This window comes from Paraliomyxa miuraensis, assembly GCF_026337845.1.
Taxonomy (GTDB): domain Bacteria; phylum Myxococcota_A; class Polyangia; order Nannocystales; family Nannocystaceae; genus Paraliomyxa; species Paraliomyxa miuraensis.
This window is the reverse complement of sequence record NZ_JAOVZF010000141.1, coordinates 120,533-141,058: the sequence shown is the minus strand read 5'-3', so window position 1 is coordinate 141,058 and position 20,526 is coordinate 120,533. Positions and strand designations below refer to the sequence as shown.

Genomic DNA, 20,526 nt, shown 5'->3' with positions numbered 1-20,526 from the left:
GAGCAAATGCACATGCGGTGGTTTTCGGTGGAACTCATGGCTGGCGCGAGCCTCGTGCTCGCGGTCGGGTGCGCGGGCACGGCAGAGATGCCGGCCGCGACGACGTCCACGGCCGACACGGGAGACGAGACCACGGGGCTCTCGATCGGCTCGTTGGTCACCGGCGTGGGCGATGTGAGCAACACCGGGCCCGACGACGATGGCACCACGTCGTCATCGGCCACCAGCGGGAGCACCGGTCCGGGCACGAGCTCGGAGTCGACCGGTCCCGGCGATGGAGAGAGCACCGCGAGCTCGGGCTCCGAGGGCTCCACGGGCGGTGATCCTCCGTTGCCGGCGTACTGCGATCCCACCATCCCCATGGCGGGGGACGAGCCGCTGATCGACGACCTCGAGCTCGAGCCGGGGCAGATGCTGCCCGACGACGAGATTCCCAACCACGACGGCCGCGTCGGCTACTGGTTCACCTACAACGATGGGACCCCGGCCGCGATGCAGACCCCGGTGCCGGGGAGCTTCCAGCCGTCGGTGGGAGGAGCGGCGGGCACCGGCTACAGCGCCGGGACCTCCGGCCAGGGCTTCGTCTCGTGGGGCGCGGGCATGGGGGTCAAGCTCAACAACGACTTCTCGGGCGACTGCCCCTACGACGCATCGAGCTACGACGGCATCACGTTCTGGGGGCGGGGCAACGTGCCGGTGCGACTGCTCGTGACCACGCGGGCCACCCATCCCATCGCCCAGGGAGGGACCTGCGATCCGGGGATGGGGCAGTGCGCGGACCACTTCGGGATCAACCTCGTGCTCGGGCCGATGTGGCAGGAGCACACGGTGGAGTGGGGCGACCTGTTGCAGCAGGGCTGGGGGATCCCGGCGGCCTTCGACCCCGGGCAGATCATCGAGGTGCAGTGGCAGGTGTCCCCGGGGCAGGTGTTCGACGTGCAGATCGACGAGCTGCAGCTGTGGCGACCGTAGCCGTGCGGGCCGCGAGCGGACCGGTCTCCTCACTCGCTAGAGCACGATGCCGGGGATCGTCGCCGTCCCGTGATCCCCGAAGATCGCCCCGTTGCTGCCGAACGTGCCCTCGATGCCGAACGCCTGGAGCAGGCTGACGTGCAGGTTGGGCAGCGGCTCGGGGGTGGCGGCATTGAAGGCGATCTGGCGGCCGTCGGCCGCGATGACGCCGGTGCCGCCGAACAGGATCGGGCAGTTGTGGGCGTGATCGTGGCCGTTGCCCTCACCCATGCTCGGCATGGCCAGCACGATGGTCTCGTCCAGTAGCGTGCCGGCGGTGGTGCCCGGGGTGTCGCGGAGCAGCTGCAGCAGGCCGCCGAGCTGCTGGGCGTGCCAGGTCTCGATCGCCTCGAGGCGATCGCGGCCGGTCTGATCGCCGTAGTGCGACAGCGCGTGGTGGGCTCCAGGGGCGCCCAGGAAGTCGTGCGAGCGCCCCGACAGCCCGAACTCGATCATGAAGGTCATCACGCGGGTCTGGTCGCACTGGAACGCGAGCTTGATGAGCTGGTGGAACGCGGCCACGCGCTCGGGGTAGGCCAGCCCGCCGATCGGCGGGGTGAGCTCGGCGTCGCACTCGCCCACGGTGGAGGTGAGGCTCTTCTCGAGCTCGGTGAGCGCCGTGAAGTACTCCTCGAGCCGCAGCTGGTCCTCGTGGCCGAGCCGGGCTTGCAGGGCACGGGCGTCGTCTCGCACGAAGTCCACCGTGGATTGCAGCGACTGGCGGCGGATGTCGGCGGCGGGGCCCTGCAGCCCGTCCACGCCGGTGCCGAACAGGCGCTCGAACGCGGCGCGAGGATCGATGGTGGGCACCAGCGGGCCCGCGGGGCCGGTCCACGACAGGCTCTGGGTATAGGCGCACGACGAGCCGCCCACGTCGCAGGGACCGGGCTCGCCCGCGCTCCACTGGAGCGAGGAGAACCGGGTGTCGGGTGCGAGCTGCTGGACGACGAGCTGGTCGAGCGAGATGTCGTTGTGGAGCTGGCCCCCGGCCACGTCGGGGATGGTGGAGCCGGTCATCACCGTGCCCGTGCCCATGGCATGGGCCGCGCCCGGGCTGCCGATCGCCGCGAGGTTGGTGAGGTTGACCAGCGACAGGGCCTGGTCGGCAAAGGGCTGCAGCGCGGCTGCCTGCGCGGGGAACGTCAGGCCCGCGCCCGCCGAGGGCACCCACCACTCGGGGCGCCGCCCGTTGGGGAAGTAGTAGACGAGCAGGCGAGGCGGCGGGGTGCCGGCGATGGCCTCGCGCGGCGTGAACAGCTCGAGCGCGGGGAGGGCGAGCGTGGCTCCGGCGGTGCCCATGAGGAAGCGGCGGCGGGACATGGTGGAGCGCATGGCGTCACTCTCCTCCCTCGATGGCGGCGGGGGACCGGAAGGCCGGGGTGTGGACGATGGCATCGATGAGCCGGGGCAGGTCGCCCCCCTCGGCCATCATGCGGGCGGTGATCTCTTCGACGTGGGGGAGGTCGTAGAGGCGGGGTGGACGGCCCAGGGCATAGGTGAACAGCTTCTGGGTCAGGCATCCCGTGAAGGTGTCGTCCTCGGCGTAGAGCCCGGCCAGCGCGGCCGCGCCCTCGAAGGAGCGTCCATCGGGGAGCTCGCCGAGGGTGTCGACGTCGGGCCCGCTCAGCAGCGAGGCCACGCCGTCGAACTCCTCGAGGCCGATCCCCAGCACGTCGAGCAGCGAGTGACAGGCGGCGCAGGTGGGATCGGAGCGGTGCTGCTCGAGCTGCTCGCGCACGGTCTGCTCGCCGCCGAATTCCACGGGGTCGATCTCGAGGCCGGCGGGAGGCGGGGGGACGGGCGTGCACAGCAGCCGATCGGACAGCCAGCGCCCGCGCTTGATCGGCGAGGAGTGCTCGGAGTCGGAGTGCGCCACCAGCCACGCGGAGAGCGACAGCACGCCGCGGCGGTCCTGCGGGCCGGCGGGGACCCGCGACATCGCGGTGGAGCCGACCGGTGGCAGCCCGTAGTGCTCGGCGAGGCGATCGTTGCGGTAGGCGAAGTCGGGCTGGAGCATCGAGGCGACCGCGGCCCCGTTGTCGAGGTAGTCGCCGAAGAACAGCCTGGACTCCTGCGTCATCGCCTCGCGCAGGGCCTCGTCGAACGCGGGGTAGACCTCGGGGCTGGGGCTCGAGGTGGCGAAGTGGCGGGTCGAGAGCCACTGCTCGCCGAAGCCATCGACCAGCGCCTTGGCCTTGGGATCCTCGAGCATCCAGGCCACGGCCTCCGACAGGCCCTCGTCGGTGGCCAGGCTCCCGTCGGCCGCGGCCGCGAACAGCCGCGCGTCGGGCATCGAGCTCCACAGGAAGTAGGACAGGCGGCTGGCGAGCACGTAGGGGTCGAGCCACTGCTCGGAGTCGGCGTCGGTGATCGTGCGCGAGCGGTAGAAGAACTTGGGCGAGAGCATCACCGCGCGCATGACGATCCGCAGCGCATCGTCCTCGGACTCGCCGTGGGCGCGCACCCCGGCGAACAGCTGGACCAGGGAGTCCTCCTCCTCGGTCAGCAGCGGCCGTCGCCATGCCCGGAACGCGAAGTGGGTGATGATGTCGCGGTAGCAGGCCGCCGCGTCGTCCTGGGTCGCCGCCTGGCTCGGCTCGCACACGTACACCCGCTCGTGCCCGGGCCCGTGCGTGATCGTGGTGCTGCGCAGGGTCAGGGCGGCCACGAGCACGTTGTTGCTGGTGTTGGCGACCGCGTCGTTGATGAAGTTGGTGGGCAGCACGCGAACGTGGTGCACCCCGGGCACCAGGGTGATCGGGCGAACGTGTTCCTCGGGGTTGGCGGCGCTGCCCATGACGGTGAGGTTGGCGATCACCACCCCGTTGACCTCGAGCGCCGCCGTGGGCACGGGCGCGGGGCCGATGGTGCTCGCCCCGGCGGTGAGCACCAGCTCGTAGTCGCCGCCCTCGGGCACGACCACCTCGACGCTGGCGACGTTGCCGGTCAGCGCCCACAGCTCGCCGACCGGGTAGCCCCCGGCGGCACCGATCTCGGTGGAGGCGAAGCGGGAGGAGAACGCGGGGCGCTCGTCGATCGCATCGGCGATCACGGCGAAGGCGGCCTCTTCGTAGGCGTCGAGCAATACGGGCGAGAGCCCGAGCTGGTCGGCCATGTTGTCGAAGCCGTTGGCCTCGGGGTCGGGGCCGAAGGCGACCGCGGGGCGCAGCTCGGTGCCGAGCAGGTCGCGCACGGTGTTGTCGTACTCGAGGCGGTTCAGGCGGTGCAGCGGTTGCAAGGGGATGGCTGCATCGTCGCTGTCGTCGCCGCCCGAGGAGTCGGCGGTGTCGTCGTCTTCGCCGTCCCCGGTTCCGCTGCCGTCGACCCCGGGGTCGACCGCCCCGGCGTAGCAGCCCGAGCCCGCCGCCATCGTGGCCAACCAAAGCCACGCTCCACACCCGACCGCACGGGTGGTCCATCGCGATTGCTTCATCGTCCTCCGCACCCGGCCTGGCCCCTCCTACTCCAGACTACATGGGATTCCTGGCCTTGGAAGGCCGTTCCGAGGGGTGGTGAGCGGAATTTCCGTGACAGGGGCGGAGGCTCGCCCACCAAGACGACCGCACGTGATCGCTCAGGCGAACCCGTGCTGGCGGAGGTAGGCCAGGACCTGCTCCGCCAGCGCCTGCGCGCCCACGCCCCCGCTGCTGTCGAGGTGCAGCTCGGGTCTCGTAGGCGTCTCGTAGGGCGCATCGATCCCGGTGAAGTCCTTGATCACCCCCGCGCGGGCCTTGGCGTAGAGGCCCTTGGGATCGCGCTCCTCGCAGACCTGCAGCGGTGCGTCCACGAAGATCTCGATGAACCGATCCTCGCGCATGCGGGCCCGGGCCGCGTCGCGATCCTGCGCGTAGGGGGCGATCACGGCCACGATCGCGATGACGCCGGTCTGGGCGAACAGCCGGCCCACCTCGCCGATCCGCCGTACGTTCTCGGCCCGATCGTGCGGCGAGAACCCAAGGTCGCCGCAGAGGCCCGTCCGCACCACGTCGCCGTCGAGCAGCACGCTGTGCCGCCCGCGCTGGTGCAGGGCGTGGTCGACCAGGTTGGCGATGGTGCTCTTGCCCGCGCCCGACAGGCCCGTGAACCACAACAGCGCCCCGCCGTGGCCATGGAGGCGCTCGCGGTCCTCCGGCTCGAGGCGTGCAGTGCCCAGGTCTCCCACCGACAGCTCCGGCATGCCCCTGGCAATAGCGCGGGGCCCTCGCGCCCGTAAAGACCGAGCTTGCGCCCATGACGCCGTGGGCCTCTGTGCGAAGTATGCGCACATGAGACCCCGATCACCCGCCCCGGGAATGCAAGAAATTGGACGTGGCCGATCACCTGCGCGACCGTTCACCCCCGCGACCGAAGCACCTCGGCCGCACGAATTCGCGCCATGACCCAGCTCGAGCTGCTCCCGCCCGCCCTGTCCCAGGGAACTGCGCCTGTCGTCTCGCCCGAGGCCCCCGGGGCCACCGCGACCCCGGAGGGGGGCAGCGGGGATCGGGAGATCCGCGGCGATCTGGCCGAGGAGGCCCGCCGCAAGTACCTGAACTACGCGCTGAGCGTCATCACGGCGCGGGCCATTCCCGACGTGCGCGACGGTCTCAAGCCGGTCGCGCGCCGGATCCTGTTCACGATGTGGCACGAGCTGCGGCTCGTGTACGACGGTCGCCACCGCAAGAGCGCCAAGGTGGTCGGCGACGTGATCGGCAAGTATCACCCGCACGGCGACTCGGCGGTCTACGACGCGATGGTCCGGCTCGCGCAGGACTTCGTGATGCGCGCCCCGCTGGTGGACGGGCACGGCAACTTCGGCTCGATCGACGGCGATGCGCCCGCGGCCTACCGCTATACCGAGGCGCGGCTGTCGGAGATCTCTAGCCAGCTGCTCGAGGAGCTCGGCAAGGACACGGTCGAGTTCCGCGACACCTTCGATGGCACCGGGCGCGAGCCGGTGGTCCTGCCGGCCCGCTTCCCGCAGCTGTTGGTCAACGGCGGCACCGGGATCGCAGTGGGCATGGCGACCGCGATCCCCCCGCACAACCTGGGTGAGGTGATCCGCGCCAGCACGGCGCTGCTCGACCAGCCCGAGCTCACCGTCAAGCAGCTGATGAAGTCGGTGCGGGGCCCGGACTTCCCCACCGGAGGCGAGCTGGTGGGCAGCCGGGCCGACTTGCTGGCGATCTACGAGTCGGGGCGCGGCTCGTTCAAGCTCCGCGGGCGCTGGAAGCAGGTGGAGTCCAAGCAGGGGCCCACCCTGGTCATCACCGAGATCCCCTACGGGGTCGAGAAGGCGGCGCTCTGCGAGGAGATCGGGCAGATCATCCTCAGCAAGAAGCTCCCGGCGCTCATCGGCGTGCAAGACCTCAGCACCCGCGAGACCTACGTGGAGCTGCAGCTCGATCGGAAGTCGACGGTCGATCCCGAGCTCATCATGGCCTACCTGTTCAAGCACTCGCGGCTGCAGGTCTCGGTCAAGGTGGACCTGACGGTGCTGGTGCCGACCGACAACCCCGAGGTCGGGGCGCCGGCGCGGCTCGACCTGCGCCAGATCCTGCAGCAGTTCCTGGACTTTCGCATCAAGACGGTGCGGCGCCGGCTCGAGCACGACCTGCGGGTGCTGCTGCGGCGGATCCACATCCTCGAGGGCTTCGAGAAGATCTTCGACGCGCTCGACAAGGCCATCAAGATCATCCGCGCCTCCGACGGCAAGGCCGATGCCTCGACCAAGCTGTGCAAGGCGTTCGGCATCGACGAGGAGCAGGCCGATGCCGTGCTCGAGACCAAGCTCTATCGGCTGGCCAAGCTCGAGATCCAGAAGATCCGCGAGGAGCTGGCGGACAAGCGCGCGCAGGCCAAGGCGATCCGGGCGATCCTCAAGAGCGAGGCCAAGCTCCGCAACCTCGTCAAGCAGGAGCTCGAGGAGGTCAGCACGCGCTTTGCCGACTCGCGACGCACCAAGCTCGGTGCCGAGGACATCACCGAGGAGTTCTCGGCCGAGAGCTTCATCGTCGAGGAAGACGCGGTGGTGCTGCTGACGCGCGACGGCTGGATCAAGCGCCAGCGGACCATCAACCTCGAGACCACCCGCATGCGCGAGGGCGACGAGCCGCTGGCGCTGGTGGGCGGCAGCACCCGCGAGTGCGTGGTGATCCTGACCAACATGGGCTCGGCCTACGTGTGCCGGATCAACGACGTGCCGCCCTCGACCGGGCACGGCACGCCCGTGCAGAAGCTGTTCAAGTTCAAGGACGGCGAGCGCGTGGTGGGGGCGGTGGGCACCGACCGGCGGGTGATGCCGGAGTTCGCCGAAGAAAAGCCGCAGCTCGGCGAGGAGTACGAGGAGCCGTACCCGCACCTCCTGGCGATCACCAAGCAGGGCCAGAGCCTGCGCTTTGCCCTGTGGGCGCACCGCGAGCCCAGCACCAGCCGCGGCCGCATGTTCGCGCGGCTGTCCGAGGGCGACGAGGTGGTGGCCGTGTTCAAGGTCTACGTGGAGGACGTGGTGTGCGCCCTGACCCGCGAGGGGCGCCTCCTCGCCTGCTCGGCGGGCGAGGTCAACCTGCTGTCGGGGGCCGGCAAGGGGGTGCGCTTCATCAAGCTCGACGCCGGCGACGAGGTGGTGGGAGCGTTCACCGCCGATGTACAGGTGGAGATCGAGAAGTCGACCGGGGGCACCCAGAAGCTCGGCGGGAGCGATCGCGAGCCGGCGACCCGCGGGGGCAAGGGGCGGCCGGTGTTCAAGCGTGGGCAGGTCAAGCGGCTGCAGCTGCCGCCACCTGCGGTCCCCGACCTGAACCCCGAGGGCGAGGACGCCGAGGGCTGAGCGCACGCGAGCGCGAGGGCATGCGATCATGGCCAACAGCAAGAAGACCAGCAGCAAGAAGTCGGGCAGCAAGAAGGCTGGCAGCGGCAAGACCGCCGCGAGCAAGTCGACCAAGCGGGCCGCGGGCGGCAAGGGCTACGACGCAACCGCGATCCAGTTCCTCGAGGGGGTCGACCACGTTCGCAAGCGGCCCGGCATGTACATCGGCGGGCTCAACAAGGACGGCCTGCACCACTTGATCTGGGAGATCCTCGACAACGCGGTCGATGAGGTGATCAACGGGCACGCCTCGGAGATCACGGTCGAGCTCGACGCGGATCACCAGGGGATCTCGATCGTCGACAACGGCCGCGGGATCCCGGTGGACCTGCACCCGCAGCTCAAGGTGCCCGCGGTGGTCGCGGTGTTCACCAAGCTCGGCGCCGGCGGCAAGTTCGACGATCAGAGCTACAAGCACTCGGGCGGCCTGCACGGGGTGGGGGCGGCCGTGGCCAACGCGCTGTCGTCGGAGCTGACGGTCGAGGTGTGGCGCGACGGAGGTCGCTGGCAGCAGCGCTTCTTGCAAGGGGTGCCCGAGGGCAAGCTCAAGAAGCTCGGGTCCTCGCGCGGCTCGGGAACGCGGGTGCACCTGCGGCCCGATTCCACGATGTTCCCCAAGGTGACGTTCGACCCGCTGGTGCTGCGCGAGCGGCTGGAGGCCAAGAGCTACCTGCATCGCGGCTTGAAGATCGTGTTCGTGGATCCCAAGGGCCCCACGCGCGAGGAATTCCAGCACGCGCAGGGCATCGTGGACTACCTGGCCAAGCTGGTGCAGGTGCGGGGCAAGCCCGCCGTGCACCCGGGGTTGTTCACGTGCGAGCGCGACGACGAGCCCAAGCTCGAGGCCGCGCTGGCGTGGACCGAGTCCACCGAGGACGCGACCTACTCGTTCGTCAACGGCGTGCCGACCCCCGACGGGGGGACCCACGAGCAGGGGCTGCGCAACGCGCTGGGCAAGGCGCTGCGGGCGTACATGCAGGCCCACAAGCTCGAGCCCAAGGGCGTCGCGGTGACGCTCGAGGACATGCGCGAGGGGCTGGTGGTGATCCTCAGCACCTACGTGCTCGAGCCCCAGTTCCAGAGCCAGACCAAGAACCGCCTGAACAACCCCGAGGTGGTGACGCAGGTCGAGGGCACGCTGCGGCCGGCGCTCGAGCAGTGGCTGCACGAGAACCGCAGCGCGGCCGAGTCGATCGTGGCGCGGGTGATTGCGGCGGCGCGGGCTCGCATGGCCTCGCGCGCGGCCAGCCAGAAGGTCTCGCGCAAGAACGCGGCCGCGGGGCGGCTGAACCTCCCGGGCAAGCTGGCCGACTGCGCCAGCACCGATCCACGGCGCTCGGAGCTGTTCATCGTGGAGGGCGACAGCGCCGGTGGCTCGGCCAAGATGGGGCGCGATCGGCAGACGCAGGCGATCCTTCCGCTGCGCGGCAAGGTGCTCAACGCCGAGCAGGCGAGCCTGGCCAAGGTGCTCGGCAACGAGGAGCTCGGCAACGTGGTCAAGGCGCTCGGCTGCGGGATCGGCAAGGACTTCGAACTCCAGCGCCTGCGCTACGGCAAGGTCATCTTGCTGATGGACGCCGATTCCGACGGGCACCACATCGCCACGCTGCTGCTCACCTTCTTCTACCGCTACATGCCCGAGCTCGTGCGGCGCGGGCACGTGTACCTGGCCCAGCCTCCGCTCTATCGGGTCGACGTGGGCAAGGAGACCCACTGGGTGGCCGACGACGCCGCGCTGCAGCGGCTCTTGTCCGAGATCAAGCGCGGCAAGCCCGAGATCCAGCGCTTCAAGGGGCTGGGGGAGATGATGCCCGAGACGCTCAAGTCGACCACGCTCGATCCGAAGAAGCGGCAGCTGATCCAGGTGTCGATCGGCGACGAGCTGGCCACGGATCGGACGATCTCGGACCTGATGGGCAAGGACGCGGGGGCGCGCTACTCGTTCATCATGGAGCGCGCGTCGGAGGCGGACGAGCTGGACATCTGATGTCCAAGGGGGAGGTGCGTTCGGGGAATCGCGGGCATGGCCCGCCCGAGTCGAACTGGTTGGTGGTGGTCGTGCCGCCGATGACACGGACCCGGACCGAGTCGAATCATGGGCGTATCGATGCCGTGCACGGCGCCCGAGTGACTCCAATCGAGCCATGTCCTTCGTTGGTCGGCTCGAGGAACATCGCGTATCCTTCTTGGGTGCGGCTGGACGAGAAGGCGAAGGAGAATCTCGAGGCGGCCGAGCGGCTGTTGCCCGACGAGGAGGGCCGTGAAGGCCTGCTCAACGCGGCTGCATCGCGCATCTACTACGCGGCCTACCTTGCCGTCGCCGATCGTGCGTTGCGGGACGGCGTGGCGTTCACCGACGACGGGCAGTGCTACTTCCGTCACGATCGGCTTCCTCGGGACGCCAGGTCATGGGGCATCCTCGATACCGACGCTGCGGAGGAGCTGGAGCTGCTCTACTCGCTCCGCATCAGGGCAGACTACCTCGAAGACCAAGTCGAATTCGACGAGGCCTTGCTCGCGTACGAAGGCGCGGAACGGCTGGTGGCGAGGCTCTTGGGGGAGGCAGCATGACCCTCGAGCGCGACGCCATCCCCGCCCGAGTCTCCGAATTGCTCGATCGCAGGCCCGTGCGCTGGGGCGAGATGGCCTGCGACTTCGATGGGCGCGATCGTACGCTGGAAGTCTTCGACGCAGACGCTCACGAGCAACGCGACCTCCTTCGCAGGCTTCGGCCTGTGCGCTCGCAACTCGACGAAACGGCGGGTGGGCCGCTCGTCATCGTGTTCCATACGCGTGCCGAGTCGCGCCGCCTCTACGCCGACGTGGTGGACGGGTGGTATCGGAAGGTACTGGCCGAGCTCGTGGCGCAATGGATCGACGAGAGGGCGGACACGGACCCACCGGTCGATGTCGGAGACATCGAGCCATTGCGTCTACGAGGAGCGGCTTGACGTGAAGCTGATGCTGGATGCCAATGTGCTCCTCGAGGTCTGCATCCCCGGTCGACATCAGGATGCCAAGGAGTGGTTCCGACGCCTCCTGCTCGCCCCGTCTCCTCCGGAGCTCCTCGTCTCGGTCGTAGCTGTCTACGAGCTCCGCCGCGCCCTCGAACTCAGGGGCGCCGAACGGAGCCTCGAGCACTTCGAGGAGATGTCGAGGTCTCTGCGGTTCGTACCCCTGTCCGTGGATGTGATGACGCGGGCCGCCTCTCTGGCCTCGGCGACGCGGCGAGAAGGGCCCCAACGAGAGGGACTCTCGGACTCCGACGCGATCATCGCCGCTCAGGCGCTCGTTGAGGGCGCAGTGGTCATCACTGCCGACAAGGTGTTCCATACGGTGCCCGGCCTCGACGTTCGGCACTGGAACGAGATCGATCCCGATGACCTGACCGTCGAGCCGTAGTCGCGAGTGCCATGCCGCGGCGAAGTGATCACGGCTTGGGGCGCCCGAGCAGGCACAGCGCCGGACCGCCGCGGGTGGCCTTCCACTCGTAGCCTTCGCTGCCCCGAACCGCGTGGGCGAGCTCGAGGAGCTCCTCGGGGGTGTAGGCGCGGAGTCCCGAGACCATGCCGTCCCAGGCGTAGAGCAGGGGAATCGCGGGCAGCGGGAGCGTGAGCAGGGCTCGGCCGAGGCGAAACGGGCGCACGAACGGCACCATCAACACGCATGCCGTGAACAGGACCAGCATGTTGGGGATCGCCAGCAGGGGCACCACGACACCGGGCAGCTTGCGCAGCGCGGGCGGAGCGGCCACGTCGAAGAACGCCAGCGGCACGCGGTCGTCCACGGCGGCCTGGACGAGCTGCCGTACGCCCTCGGGGCGAAAGTGGTGGAGCGCGCTCCACATGGTGCGGATGCCGTCGCGAAGCGACGGCGGCACGTCGAACGCGTCGACCGGCTCGGCGCGCCAGTGCACGTCGGGATCGCCCAGCGCCGTGACCCGCTCGGCCGTGGCGGCGTTGGGGTAGCGGTCGGTGAGCACGAGCTCGAAGCCGTCGTGCCCCTGCTCGCGCAGCAGGGCTCGCATCGCGATGGCACCCCCGCCTCCGCCCGAGCACAGGTCGACGAGGCGACGGGTGCCCGTGGCTTCCATCAGCGCGGCGAGCTCGGGGACCAGCGCCCGGTAGAAGCCCATGCGCGCGAACATGAAGTCGAGCACGTCGGTGCCGCCGTCGCGGATGGGCTTGGGCAACCAGGGGAGGTCCTCGAGCTCGACCAGGTGAACGCGTTGCATGGGAACTCGAGCGGGAGTGTACCGCGCGAGGCGGTCACTCCCGAGGTGGTGGGCGAACCATGGTCTCGAGGTGGGCGATGCGACAGTCGAGGGTGACCGAGAGCCCGGTGGCGGCTTGCACCGCTTCGCGTGTGGCGGTGACGCGCTCGGTCCCGATGGCAAAGGTGCGCACCACGAGCTGCTTCGCGGACTTGCCCAGCTGGCCCACGTACATCGCGCCGAACGTGTCCGGATCGAGGGCCAGCCCGTCGAGCGTGTCGGGTAGCTCGGGCCGCTCGCGGGCGAGCGAGGCCGGACCCAGCAGCAGCGAGAACACCTCGCAGCCGACACTGCCGGGCTCGGCGTCGGCGACATCGGCGTTATGGCGCTGGAGCTCGGTCAGCCACGCGGGGGTGAGCACCTGGTGTCCGTCGGCCGAGGGTCGACTGGCGAGCACCATGGTGCGCGGCACTCGGTCGGGTTGGGACGCGACGACCTCGAGCGTCACCCACACTGCACCGGCGGCCCATGTCAGCCCTCGGGCCCTGGTCGCGCTCATGCGCAGCGGTCCTCGCTCGAGCTTGGTCCAGTCGAAGCGCCCTTCCATGCCCTCGAAGAACCAGTCCTCGCTGGGGCCGAACGGATCGGTGGGCGGGTTGGGCAGCGCCACTGGCTCCCACGAACCGCCCACGGGCCTGCGCCACACCGGCTCGGCGTGGTGGCTCGCAATCCATAGCTCGCCGGTCGGGGTCCGAGCCGCACCCACGAGGTCGGCGGTGCCGCCCGGACCGCGAGGGGTCGACTCGACGGGGATCCGTTCCCACTCGGGACCGCGGCCCACCGCCAGGAAGCTCTCGGTGGACCGGCCGCCCTTCGCCAGGCTCCCGTAGGCGAGCGCCCAGTCGCCGCTGGCGGAGAGCTCGACGTGCCGCGCCCGCTCGAGCTCCGGCAGGGCGATGGTCTCGGCCGTCGTGGCGCCGGTCGGCCACATCAGCAGCCGACGCCCGGGGTTCTTGCCGCGGGGCGAGTCGATGGCGAACAGGGCTCCGTCGGAGGTGCCGACCGCCGCGACGAGCACTGCTTCGGTGGGGATCTCGGGCAGGGCGATCGACGGCCCGGACAGCCGAGCCCATGACGGGCGCGCCCGGGCGAGCGCCCGGCGGTTGGCCTCGTACCGAGCCTCGCTCTGCTCGTCGTCGAGTTCGTCGGGGGGCCCGTCCATGACGAGCACGTCGCCGAGGTCCCAGGCGCGTAGGCCCAGGAGGGCTCCCTCGCGCTCGACGTAGGCCGAGTAGTGAGACGCGAGTGGAGGCTCGCGGAGATCGAGTGGACGCCAGCGGCCGTCCTGGCGTCGATGGACCTCGTAGACCGAGCCGCTGCGATCGTCGTATTGCTCGGTGGTCACGAAGGTCGGTCGTGGATCCTGGAGCCCACCGCCGAGGGCCAGGGTGCTCCTTCGCATGACGAGGGGATCGCGAAGGGGGAGCAGCCCGCGTGCGCTGTACGGCTCGGGGGTGAAGCGGCCATCGACCCAGGGGATGGGCTCGCCGTCGAGGACGACGAAGGGGGCGTCGTGGTAGGGCAGGAGCTCGAGCGTGCCCTCGCGAATGGCCACGAGGTGAAGGTCGCCGGTCACGGGCGGGGAGGGTTCGACGATCGCGGTGGGCTCGACGTCCGCGGCGGGCTCGGCGGGCTCGACGGCCGCGGCGGGCTCGACGGCCGCCGCCGGTGCAGGCTCGGCCGAGTGCGCAACGGGGACGGTCGAGGCGGCCGGGTCGTTGGCCATGGTCCGAGTCGGCGGGTCCTCGGAGCGGGCACACGCGATGGGAAGCACGAGCAGGGACGCAATGGCAGTTTCACGGATCATGACGAACCTCGGGAGAGTCGGTCCTCACGGAACGAGCAGCCCAGCCGCAACCTGGACCTGGCCTTCGATCGGAGCGCGCCATGGATCTCGGCTCATCGCGGCCACGCGCTGGTGGAGCACCTGCCAGCGCACGGGAGAGCCGGCGAGCGGAGCGGGGAGGGTGAAGGTGGCCACGTGCACGCCAGCGTCCGGTCCCGTGCCCACGCGGTCGTCGGCCAGCTCGTCGCGCACGATCACGCCGCTCGACTGGTAGGCTTGGCCGAAGCGACGACCGAAGAGCTTGGTGGCGGTGAACGCCGGCTCGTCCTCACCATCGACCTGCACCCGCAGCTCGAGCCGGCGCAGCAGATCGCCGGTGGGCACGGCGTGTCCGACACGCCCGGGGGCGAGGCGGATCCGAATGGTGGACGGGGTTGGACGCGCCGCGTCGATCTCGAGCGCCTGGGCCAGCATCGCGCCGTCGTAGGCACCGGGAAAGCCGTGGCTTCGCCGGCCGTCGGCGTCGCGCGGCATGTGGCAATCGGCGCACGAGAGCGCCGCGAAGGCCGAGCGGCCGTGCTCGGTCACGGTGGACTGCATGGCCAGGGGGTGATCGCGCAGCGCATGATCGGGAAACGGGAATTCGTGGCAGCGGGCGCAGGCCTGCGGACCTGCGAAGGCCGGGCTGCGTGCGATCGGGTGGGGCGCGGGTCGATCGGGTTGATGCGCACCGGCCCGGGGGGCGGCCCAGACCTCGGTCGTGCCGGGCTGCACGTGGCAGGTGACGCAGCCCACGCCCAGGCTCGCGGCGGGCTCGGTGACCTCCCCGACGGCGGTGGACGCTCGCTCCTCGGGGGCATGGCAGCGCTGGCAGAACGCACGCGGCTCGGACGCGAACGCGCGCTGGAACGCGGGGCTGCTCCATGATCCCGCGTGCTGCGAGCCGAGCCAATCGTGGGCGATCGCGTGATGGCAGCGCTGGCATGCTCCATCGGCCAGGTGGCGCGCGGCGGGATCACGAGGGGGATCATCGAGTCGAGCCGGGCCGGGCAGCCAGTGCTCGGCCCGGACGAGCGCGCCGTCGCCGTCACGCCACGCGGGTCGGACGACGACCGGCTCGGGCTCGGATGCCATGGTCGGACTGGTGGACGTGGGCTCGATGTGCGGCACCACCACGGCCGGGCCGGCCGGGCCGGCCTCGCACGCCACGACCAGCAGCCCCAGCAGCGCCCACCACGATGGGCCGAGCGCGCTCAATGGGATTTCACCACCGTCTCCAGCATCGGGTTGTGGCACACGAGCTCGACCTCGGTGCCCACCACGGCAGCGACGGCCTTGCGGACCGCTTCGGCCTCGGCGGGCGAGCTCACCTGGCTGCGGGTCGCCAGCACCTTGGCTCCACCGAGCTCGGCTACGTAGATCGTGCTCACCGGTTGCATGACGTCCTCGACCTCGATCGCGTCGACCGCGTCGACGCGCTCGGGGTGCTCGGTCGCGAGCGAGGCAGGCCCGAGCACCACCGTGAACGAATCGCACCCGCGCTCACCGGGCTTGGCCGAGCCGCTGGCTGCGTTGGCGCGCTCGAGCTCGGTCTTCCACACCGGGGGAAGCACGGTCACCGCGGTGGCCGTGGGATCGTTGGTCAGGACCACCGAGCGCGGCCCGTGGTCGGCGGAGTCGCCATCGAGCTGCAGCGCCACCCAGATCGCACCCGCGGCCCAGGTCAGTCCCACCACGCGGGTCGACGAGTGATCGATCGGTTCGCGCTCGTGCTCGACCCAGGTGTTGCGGCCGTGCTCGCCCTCGAAGATCCATGTCTTGCTCGGCCCGAACGCACCGAGCTCCACCCTGGGCAAGGGGACCGCTTCCCACGCGCCATCGACCGGCTTGCGCCACACCGGGACTGGCTCGCCCCCCATGGGGAGGTCGCGTACGCCCAGGGCGATCCACAGCTCGCCGTTGGGGGCTCGGCTCGCGGCCAGGACGTTCGGGGGCATGTCGCGGTCGCCCAGCGGAAGCGGCATGGGGATGCGCTCCCAGGCGTCCGCATGCCCGATTGCGAGGTAGGCCTCGTCGGCCTGGCCTTCGCCCTCGCCCTCGATGCCACCATGGGCGAGGACCCAGTCGCCGCTCGTCGAGAGCGAGGCCTCGTAGGTGCGGTCGAGCCCGGGCACGACCACCGACTCGGCGTCGACCCCTCCCGGTCGCCACCGCAGCAGCCGATGCGGCGAGTCTTCGCTCCTGCGCTCGGTGATGGCGTAGAGGGTCCCATCCGAGGTGGTGACGGCACCCGTCAACGCGGTCTTGGCCGGGATCTTGGGCATCGGGACCTCGGCGCCGACCAGGCGTACCCACGTGGGGCGCGCGCGCTTCAGCGCTCGCTCCAGTGCGGCAGCCGCCGCGATCGATTCCTCGTCTTCCGACTCGTCGTAGTAGGACTCCTCGGTCGGGCTCCACACCTGCAGGCCCAGCAGGGCTCCTTCGCGCTCCACGTAGGCGTGGTAGTGGGCCACGATCGGACCCTTGGTACGCTCGACTGGTCGCCAGCGATCGCCATCGCGCCGATGCACGTCGTAGCGCGCGCCCGCGCGGTCGTAGATGGTCTCGAGGGTGACCCACGTGGGGAGGGGCGCCTGCGAGTCGCCACCCATGGCGCGGGTGAAGCCGATGTGGGCCATGGGCTCGAAGCTGGGAGGAAGGCCGCGAGCGCCGTTCGGTTCGGGCACGAAGCGACCCTTCACCCATGGGACCGGCTCGCCCTCCAGCGAGAGCACGGGAGCCTGTCGGTGGACGAAGAGATCGACGGCCCCTTCGCGCAGAGCGACCACGTGCAGCGTCGAGCCCGGTATGGTCGGAGTGGGATCGGCCGTGGTGTCGGGCGCAGCGGGCTCGGCCGCGGCAGCGTCAGCCGGAGCCGTGCCGGTCGGGGTGGTCTGGGCGTCGGTTGGTGTCGCGTCCGACGCATTGCTCGGCACCACGGGCTCGGCGGGTCGTTCGGCTGGGTTCGCGGGTGGCTCTGCGCCACATGCCGCCAGCAATCCGAGCATCGAGAAGACGGGGACGAGGAATGGTTCGCGCATGGGGCACCGTGGATGGCTCCACCCGGTCAGCACGCCCGGGGAGCCCCCGGCATTGCATCGGATCGAGCGACTCGGGCGCAAGTGATAGGGTTGGCCGATGCGTCATGTTCGGCCAGCGATCGGCCTGTTGTCGTCGACGCTCGCTTGCACCCCCAAGCCGGTGTCCGAGCGGACGACGCCGGCCGAGCCCCTGGACGCCGTTCCAGTCGCCATCGCCGAGGCCGAGCCGACCGTCGAGCCCACCGCCGCCGAGCCGTCGCCCGAGCCCGAGCCGCCGCTCGTTCACGAGCCACCCCCGGTCGAGCCCCCGCCCGAGCCACCGCCGCCCGAGCGTCCGCTCATCGCGTCCCCCGGAGGCCCCGCGCTCGAGATCACCCGCCGCGTGCGTACCGGCGTGCAGCCCAAGAGCGTGACGATCTCGCCCGACGGCTCGCGCCTCTACGTGTGCAACTTCGGCCACGCCGGTCGCCGCAACGTCTACGTCTACGATGCCGCGAGCCTCGAGCGGGTGGGGCACATCGACTTTCGCGGCAACGCGGCCGAGGCCACGGTCTCGGCCGATGGATCCACCGTCTACGTGTCCAACTTCGCGCGAGGCGTGATCGAGGTCGTCGACGCGAGCTCGCTGAAGGTCCGGCACGAGGTGAAGGTGGGCAACAACCCCAAGTTCATGGTGGTCGACGAGGCGCGGGAGCTGCTGTACGTGTCCAACTGGTCGGCGCGTACGGTCTCGGCGGTCGACCTTCCGGCGCGGCGGGTCGACCACACCCTCCGCACCGGTCGGCGTCCGCGTGGCATGGCGCTGATGTCCGACGGCACGCTCCTGGTCGGGGCCATGTGGGATCACCGCGTGCAGGTCTATGCCCCGGGACAGGTGCGGCCGGCTCTCGAATTCGAGGCCTGCGAGAACCCTCGGCACCTGGTGCTCTCGCCGGACCAGGCGCGGCTCTACGTCTCCTGCAGTGGGGATGACGCGCTGCGCTGGTTCGATCCCCGCACCGGTGAGGTGCTCGGAGAAGCACCCACCGGCGACAATCCCCGGACCATCGACATCAGCGGCGACGGCCGCTGGGTGGCCATCGCCGACTTCAGCGGCTCGACGGTGACCCTGGTGGATCTTCGGAACATGCTGCACCGCACCCACGAGATGCCGCGCACGCACCAGATCGTGGGGCTCGGCGTGGTGCCCGGAGACGAGCTGCGCGTGCTGGCGACGAGCTGGTTGACCAACGAGCTGCTCGAGCTGCGCCCCGAGGGCGCGGACCATGCCACCTGACCTCGTCTCGGGCCCGGGGGCCTCGCCGATCGTGCTTGCCCGTATCGCGCCGTGCCCGAGCCCTGTACGCTAGCAGGCCGGTTCCAGCGATGCCCGTCATCCAAGTCGTCGAAGCCCTCGATCTCGATGCGCTCCCCCCGGCCAGCGTCACCCGCTTTCGCGTCGACATGGTGCGCGACGGCATGGGCGAGATGGTTCGCTTGCCGGTGATGGTGGTCAAGGGGGCGCGCCCTGGTCCTCGCGTCGGGTTCACGGCGGCCGTCCACGGCAACGAGCTCAACGGGGTGCGGGTGATCCAGCGCGTGATCCCGTCGATCGAGCCCGAGACCCTCGCCGGTACGGTCGTGGCAGTGCCGGTGGTCAACGTGCCGGGCTACCTCGCCGGTCGTCGTGAATTCAACGACAACGCCGACCTCAATCGCGTGATGCCGGGCGTGCCCCGTGGCGCGATGTCCCATGTCTATGCCCATCGCTTCATCGAGCGGGTGATCCGCCATCTCGACTACCTCATCGATCTCCACACCGCGAGCGCGGGACGGGTCAATTCGCTCTACGTGCGCGCCGATCTGCGCAACGCGGTCACCTCGCGCATGGCGTATCTCGAGCGTCCCGAGATCATCGTCCACAACGCCAGTGCCGACGGCACCCTGCGCTCGGCGGCGGCTGCGATGGGCGTGCATGCGATCACGGTGGAGATCGGAGATCCTTCGCGCTTCCAGCGGGATCGGATCCAGAGCTCGGTGCGCGGCAGCTTCAACGTGCTGCAGCACCTCGAGATGGTGCCCGAGCGGGCGCCGCTGCACTCGGCCGACCCCGTGATCTGCGGGCGCTCGTACTGGATCTACACCGACCGCGGTGGTCTGCTCGACGTGTACCCCGAGGTCGGGGAGCGCGTGACGGCCGGGCAGCGGATCGCGCGGGTCTCCGACATGTTCGGGGACACCGTCTGCGAGTACGAGGCACCCGAGGCCGGCATCGTGGTGGGCAAGAGCGTCAATCCGGTCAACCAAGCGGGCTCGCGGATCCTGCACCTGGGGATCGAGGGGCTGCCCCCCGACTTCCCCGATCCGGGGGCGACCCTCGCCTCGTGGCCCAAGGTCGTGTCCGACGACTAGCCGTAGGATCGTGGCCGCGGGGGCGCGGCCGAGGCCTCGTCGAGCGCCTTGGTGACCACGGGCGGGATCGCGATCACGGTCGGGGCACTGGTCTTCCTCCACGCGGTCTGATAGGTGGGGGTGCGCGTGGGCTTCCCGATTCACCGGGCCAACTACCGCACCCTCGAGCCCGGCTGGGAGGGTGAGGTGTTCGTGGCCGACATCGATCGCACGTACCTCGCCACCGAGATCTCGAGCATGAAGGGCATGGCTCGGATCCCGTTCGAGCGCGCGGCCGACAAGGTCGACATCGCCGGCATGGCGCGGCTGTTTCGCGAGATCCGTCGCGGTCCAGGCCCCGAGCGGCGCGACACGCCGCTCTACTTCGTCTCGGCCAGTCCCGCCCAGCTGCGGCCCGTGATCGAGCGCAAGATGATGCTCGACGGCATCGGCTTCGACGGCACCACCTTCAAGAACTGGGTGGGGGTGTTCCGCAAGCTGCGGCTGCGCCGGCTGCGAGAGCAGGTCGGATTCAAGCTCACTGCGCTGTTGGCCGGGCGCGCCGAGCTGCCGCGTGGTGCCATCGAGAACCTGATCGGCGACGATCTCGAGACCGATCCGCTGACCTTTGCCCTCTACGCCGACGTGCTCGCCGGGCGGATCCCGGTGACCGATCTGTTTCGGATCCTGCGCTTGAACGGAGTGATGGAGGGCGACGCCGCGGCCATCGTCACGGCCCGGCGTCGCCTGGCGCCGGGGCGAGGGGTCAAGCGCGCCTACATCCGCATGGAGCGCTACGTCGACCCCGACGTGTTCCTCGACTATGGGCCCGGGGTCATCGGCTGCCGTGGTCCGTTCCAGATGGCCGCGGTGTTGATGCGCGAAGGCAGCGTGTCCGAGGAGGGCGTGCTGCGGGTGGCTGGCTCGCTGCTGTTGCGGGGGTTGGCCCCCGAGCAGCTGAGCGAGCGGTTGCGCGACCTGTGCGGCCGCGCGTTGCTCTCGCCCGAGCAGACGATGGCGCTCGGCGAGCGCATGGCCGCGCAGCAGCAGATTCCGCCGCTCACCGATCCAGGGCTCCCCGACCCCAAGTGGGAGGCCGTGTGGCGTCGAGGCCCCGAGCGCTTGTGGACGCCGCCCCGCTTCGTCGGCGAGGGATGAG

At 70.3% G+C, this 20,526-nt stretch carries 16 protein-coding genes; 9 read left to right on the top strand and 7 right to left on the bottom strand.

From position 1 onward, the window contains the following. Positions 1 to 36: 36 nt before the first annotated feature. The gene (locus tag OEB96_RS09280; RefSeq protein ID WP_266215148.1) at positions 37 to 972 is read left to right on the top strand and encodes a hypothetical protein; all 936 of its coding nucleotides are present in this window, start codon (positions 37 to 39) and stop codon (positions 970 to 972) included. A 36-nt stretch (positions 973 to 1,008) separates the two neighbouring features. On the opposite strand, the gene OEB96_RS09275 is transcribed toward OEB96_RS09280, so the two are convergent. From OEB96_RS09275 to cysC, 3 genes are all read right to left on the bottom strand, one after another. After that, positions 1,009 to 2,343 carry a DUF1552 domain-containing protein gene (locus OEB96_RS09275; RefSeq protein ID WP_266215147.1) on the bottom strand — a complete coding sequence of 445 codons (1,335 nt, stop codon included), beginning with the start codon at positions 2,341 to 2,343 and terminating at the stop codon, positions 1,009 to 1,011. Positions 2,344 to 2,347: 4 nt separating this feature from the next. Then, entirely contained in the window at positions 2,348 to 4,444 is a 2,097-nt protein-coding gene (locus tag OEB96_RS09270; protein ID WP_266215146.1) for a DUF1592 domain-containing protein, read from the bottom strand. Between the two features lie 141 nt (positions 4,445 to 4,585). Further along, positions 4,586 to 5,188 carry an adenylyl-sulfate kinase gene (cysC, locus tag OEB96_RS09265; protein WP_266215145.1) on the bottom strand — a complete coding sequence of 201 codons (603 nt, stop codon included), beginning with the start codon at positions 5,186 to 5,188 and terminating at the stop codon, positions 4,586 to 4,588. Positions 5,189 to 5,386: 198 nt separating this feature from the next. Between cysC and OEB96_RS09260 the strand changes: the two genes are divergently transcribed. The 5 genes from OEB96_RS09260 (at position 5,387) to OEB96_RS09240 (ending at position 11,260) form a co-directional block, all read left to right on the top strand. Further along, a complete protein-coding gene (locus tag OEB96_RS09260) occupies positions 5,387 to 7,819 on the top strand; it encodes a DNA topoisomerase IV subunit A (protein ID WP_266215144.1) in 2,433 nt (810 codons plus the stop codon). Positions 7,820 to 7,847: 28 nt separating this feature from the next. Continuing rightward, positions 7,848 to 9,845 carry a DNA gyrase/topoisomerase IV subunit B gene (locus OEB96_RS09255; protein ID WP_266215143.1) on the top strand — a complete coding sequence of 666 codons (1,998 nt, stop codon included), beginning with the start codon at positions 7,848 to 7,850 and terminating at the stop codon, positions 9,843 to 9,845. 203 nt (positions 9,846 to 10,048) lie between these two features. Then, positions 10,049 to 10,429, top strand: coding sequence for a HEPN domain-containing protein (locus OEB96_RS09250; protein WP_266215142.1), 381 nt, complete (start codon positions 10,049 to 10,051; stop codon positions 10,427 to 10,429). A gap of 71 nt (positions 10,430 to 10,500) precedes the next feature. Beyond that, positions 10,501 to 10,809, top strand: a complete 309-nt coding sequence (locus OEB96_RS09245) for a hypothetical protein (RefSeq protein ID WP_266215141.1) — start codon at positions 10,501 to 10,503, stop codon at positions 10,807 to 10,809. Positions 10,810 to 10,819: 10 nt separating this feature from the next. Further along, positions 10,820 to 11,260: a type II toxin-antitoxin system VapC family toxin gene (locus tag OEB96_RS09240; RefSeq protein ID WP_266215176.1), complete on the top strand. Its 441-nt coding sequence runs from the start codon at positions 10,820 to 10,822 to the stop codon at positions 11,258 to 11,260. A 28-nt stretch (positions 11,261 to 11,288) separates the two neighbouring features. On the opposite strand, the gene OEB96_RS09235 is transcribed toward OEB96_RS09240, so the two are convergent. From OEB96_RS09235 to OEB96_RS09220, 4 genes are read right to left on the bottom strand one after another with little or no spacing between them, the layout of a single operon-like run. Continuing rightward, on the bottom strand, positions 11,289 to 12,092 hold the full coding sequence (locus OEB96_RS09235) for a hypothetical protein (RefSeq protein ID WP_266215140.1): 804 nt from the start codon (positions 12,090 to 12,092) through the stop codon (positions 11,289 to 11,291). A gap of 34 nt (positions 12,093 to 12,126) precedes the next feature. Beyond that, entirely contained in the window at positions 12,127 to 13,938 is a 1,812-nt protein-coding gene (locus OEB96_RS09230; RefSeq protein WP_266215139.1) for a hypothetical protein, read from the bottom strand. A gap of 24 nt (positions 13,939 to 13,962) precedes the next feature. After that, positions 13,963 to 15,174, bottom strand: coding sequence for a multiheme c-type cytochrome (locus OEB96_RS09225; RefSeq protein WP_266215138.1), 1,212 nt, complete (start codon positions 15,172 to 15,174; stop codon positions 13,963 to 13,965). Then, entirely contained in the window at positions 15,171 to 16,997 is a 1,827-nt protein-coding gene (locus tag OEB96_RS09220) for a hypothetical protein (protein WP_266215137.1), read from the bottom strand. Before OEB96_RS09220 ends, OEB96_RS09225 begins: the two co-directional genes overlap by 4 nt. A 97-nt stretch (positions 16,998 to 17,094) precedes the next feature. Between OEB96_RS09220 and OEB96_RS09215 the strand changes: the two genes are divergently transcribed. From OEB96_RS09215 to OEB96_RS09205, 3 genes are all read left to right on the top strand, one after another. Next, positions 17,095 to 18,273 (top strand): YncE family protein, encoded by a 1,179-nt coding sequence (locus OEB96_RS09215; RefSeq protein WP_266215136.1) that lies wholly within the window; start codon positions 17,095 to 17,097, stop codon positions 18,271 to 18,273. 89 nt (positions 18,274 to 18,362) lie between these two features. After that, positions 18,363 to 19,388, top strand: coding sequence for a succinylglutamate desuccinylase/aspartoacylase family protein (locus OEB96_RS09210; RefSeq protein ID WP_266215135.1), 1,026 nt, complete (start codon positions 18,363 to 18,365; stop codon positions 19,386 to 19,388). Between the two features lie 126 nt (positions 19,389 to 19,514). Then, positions 19,515 to 20,525 (top strand): phosphatase domain-containing protein, encoded by a 1,011-nt coding sequence (locus OEB96_RS09205; RefSeq protein WP_266215134.1) that lies wholly within the window; start codon positions 19,515 to 19,517, stop codon positions 20,523 to 20,525. The last annotated feature ends 1 nt before the right edge of the window (position 20,526 follow it).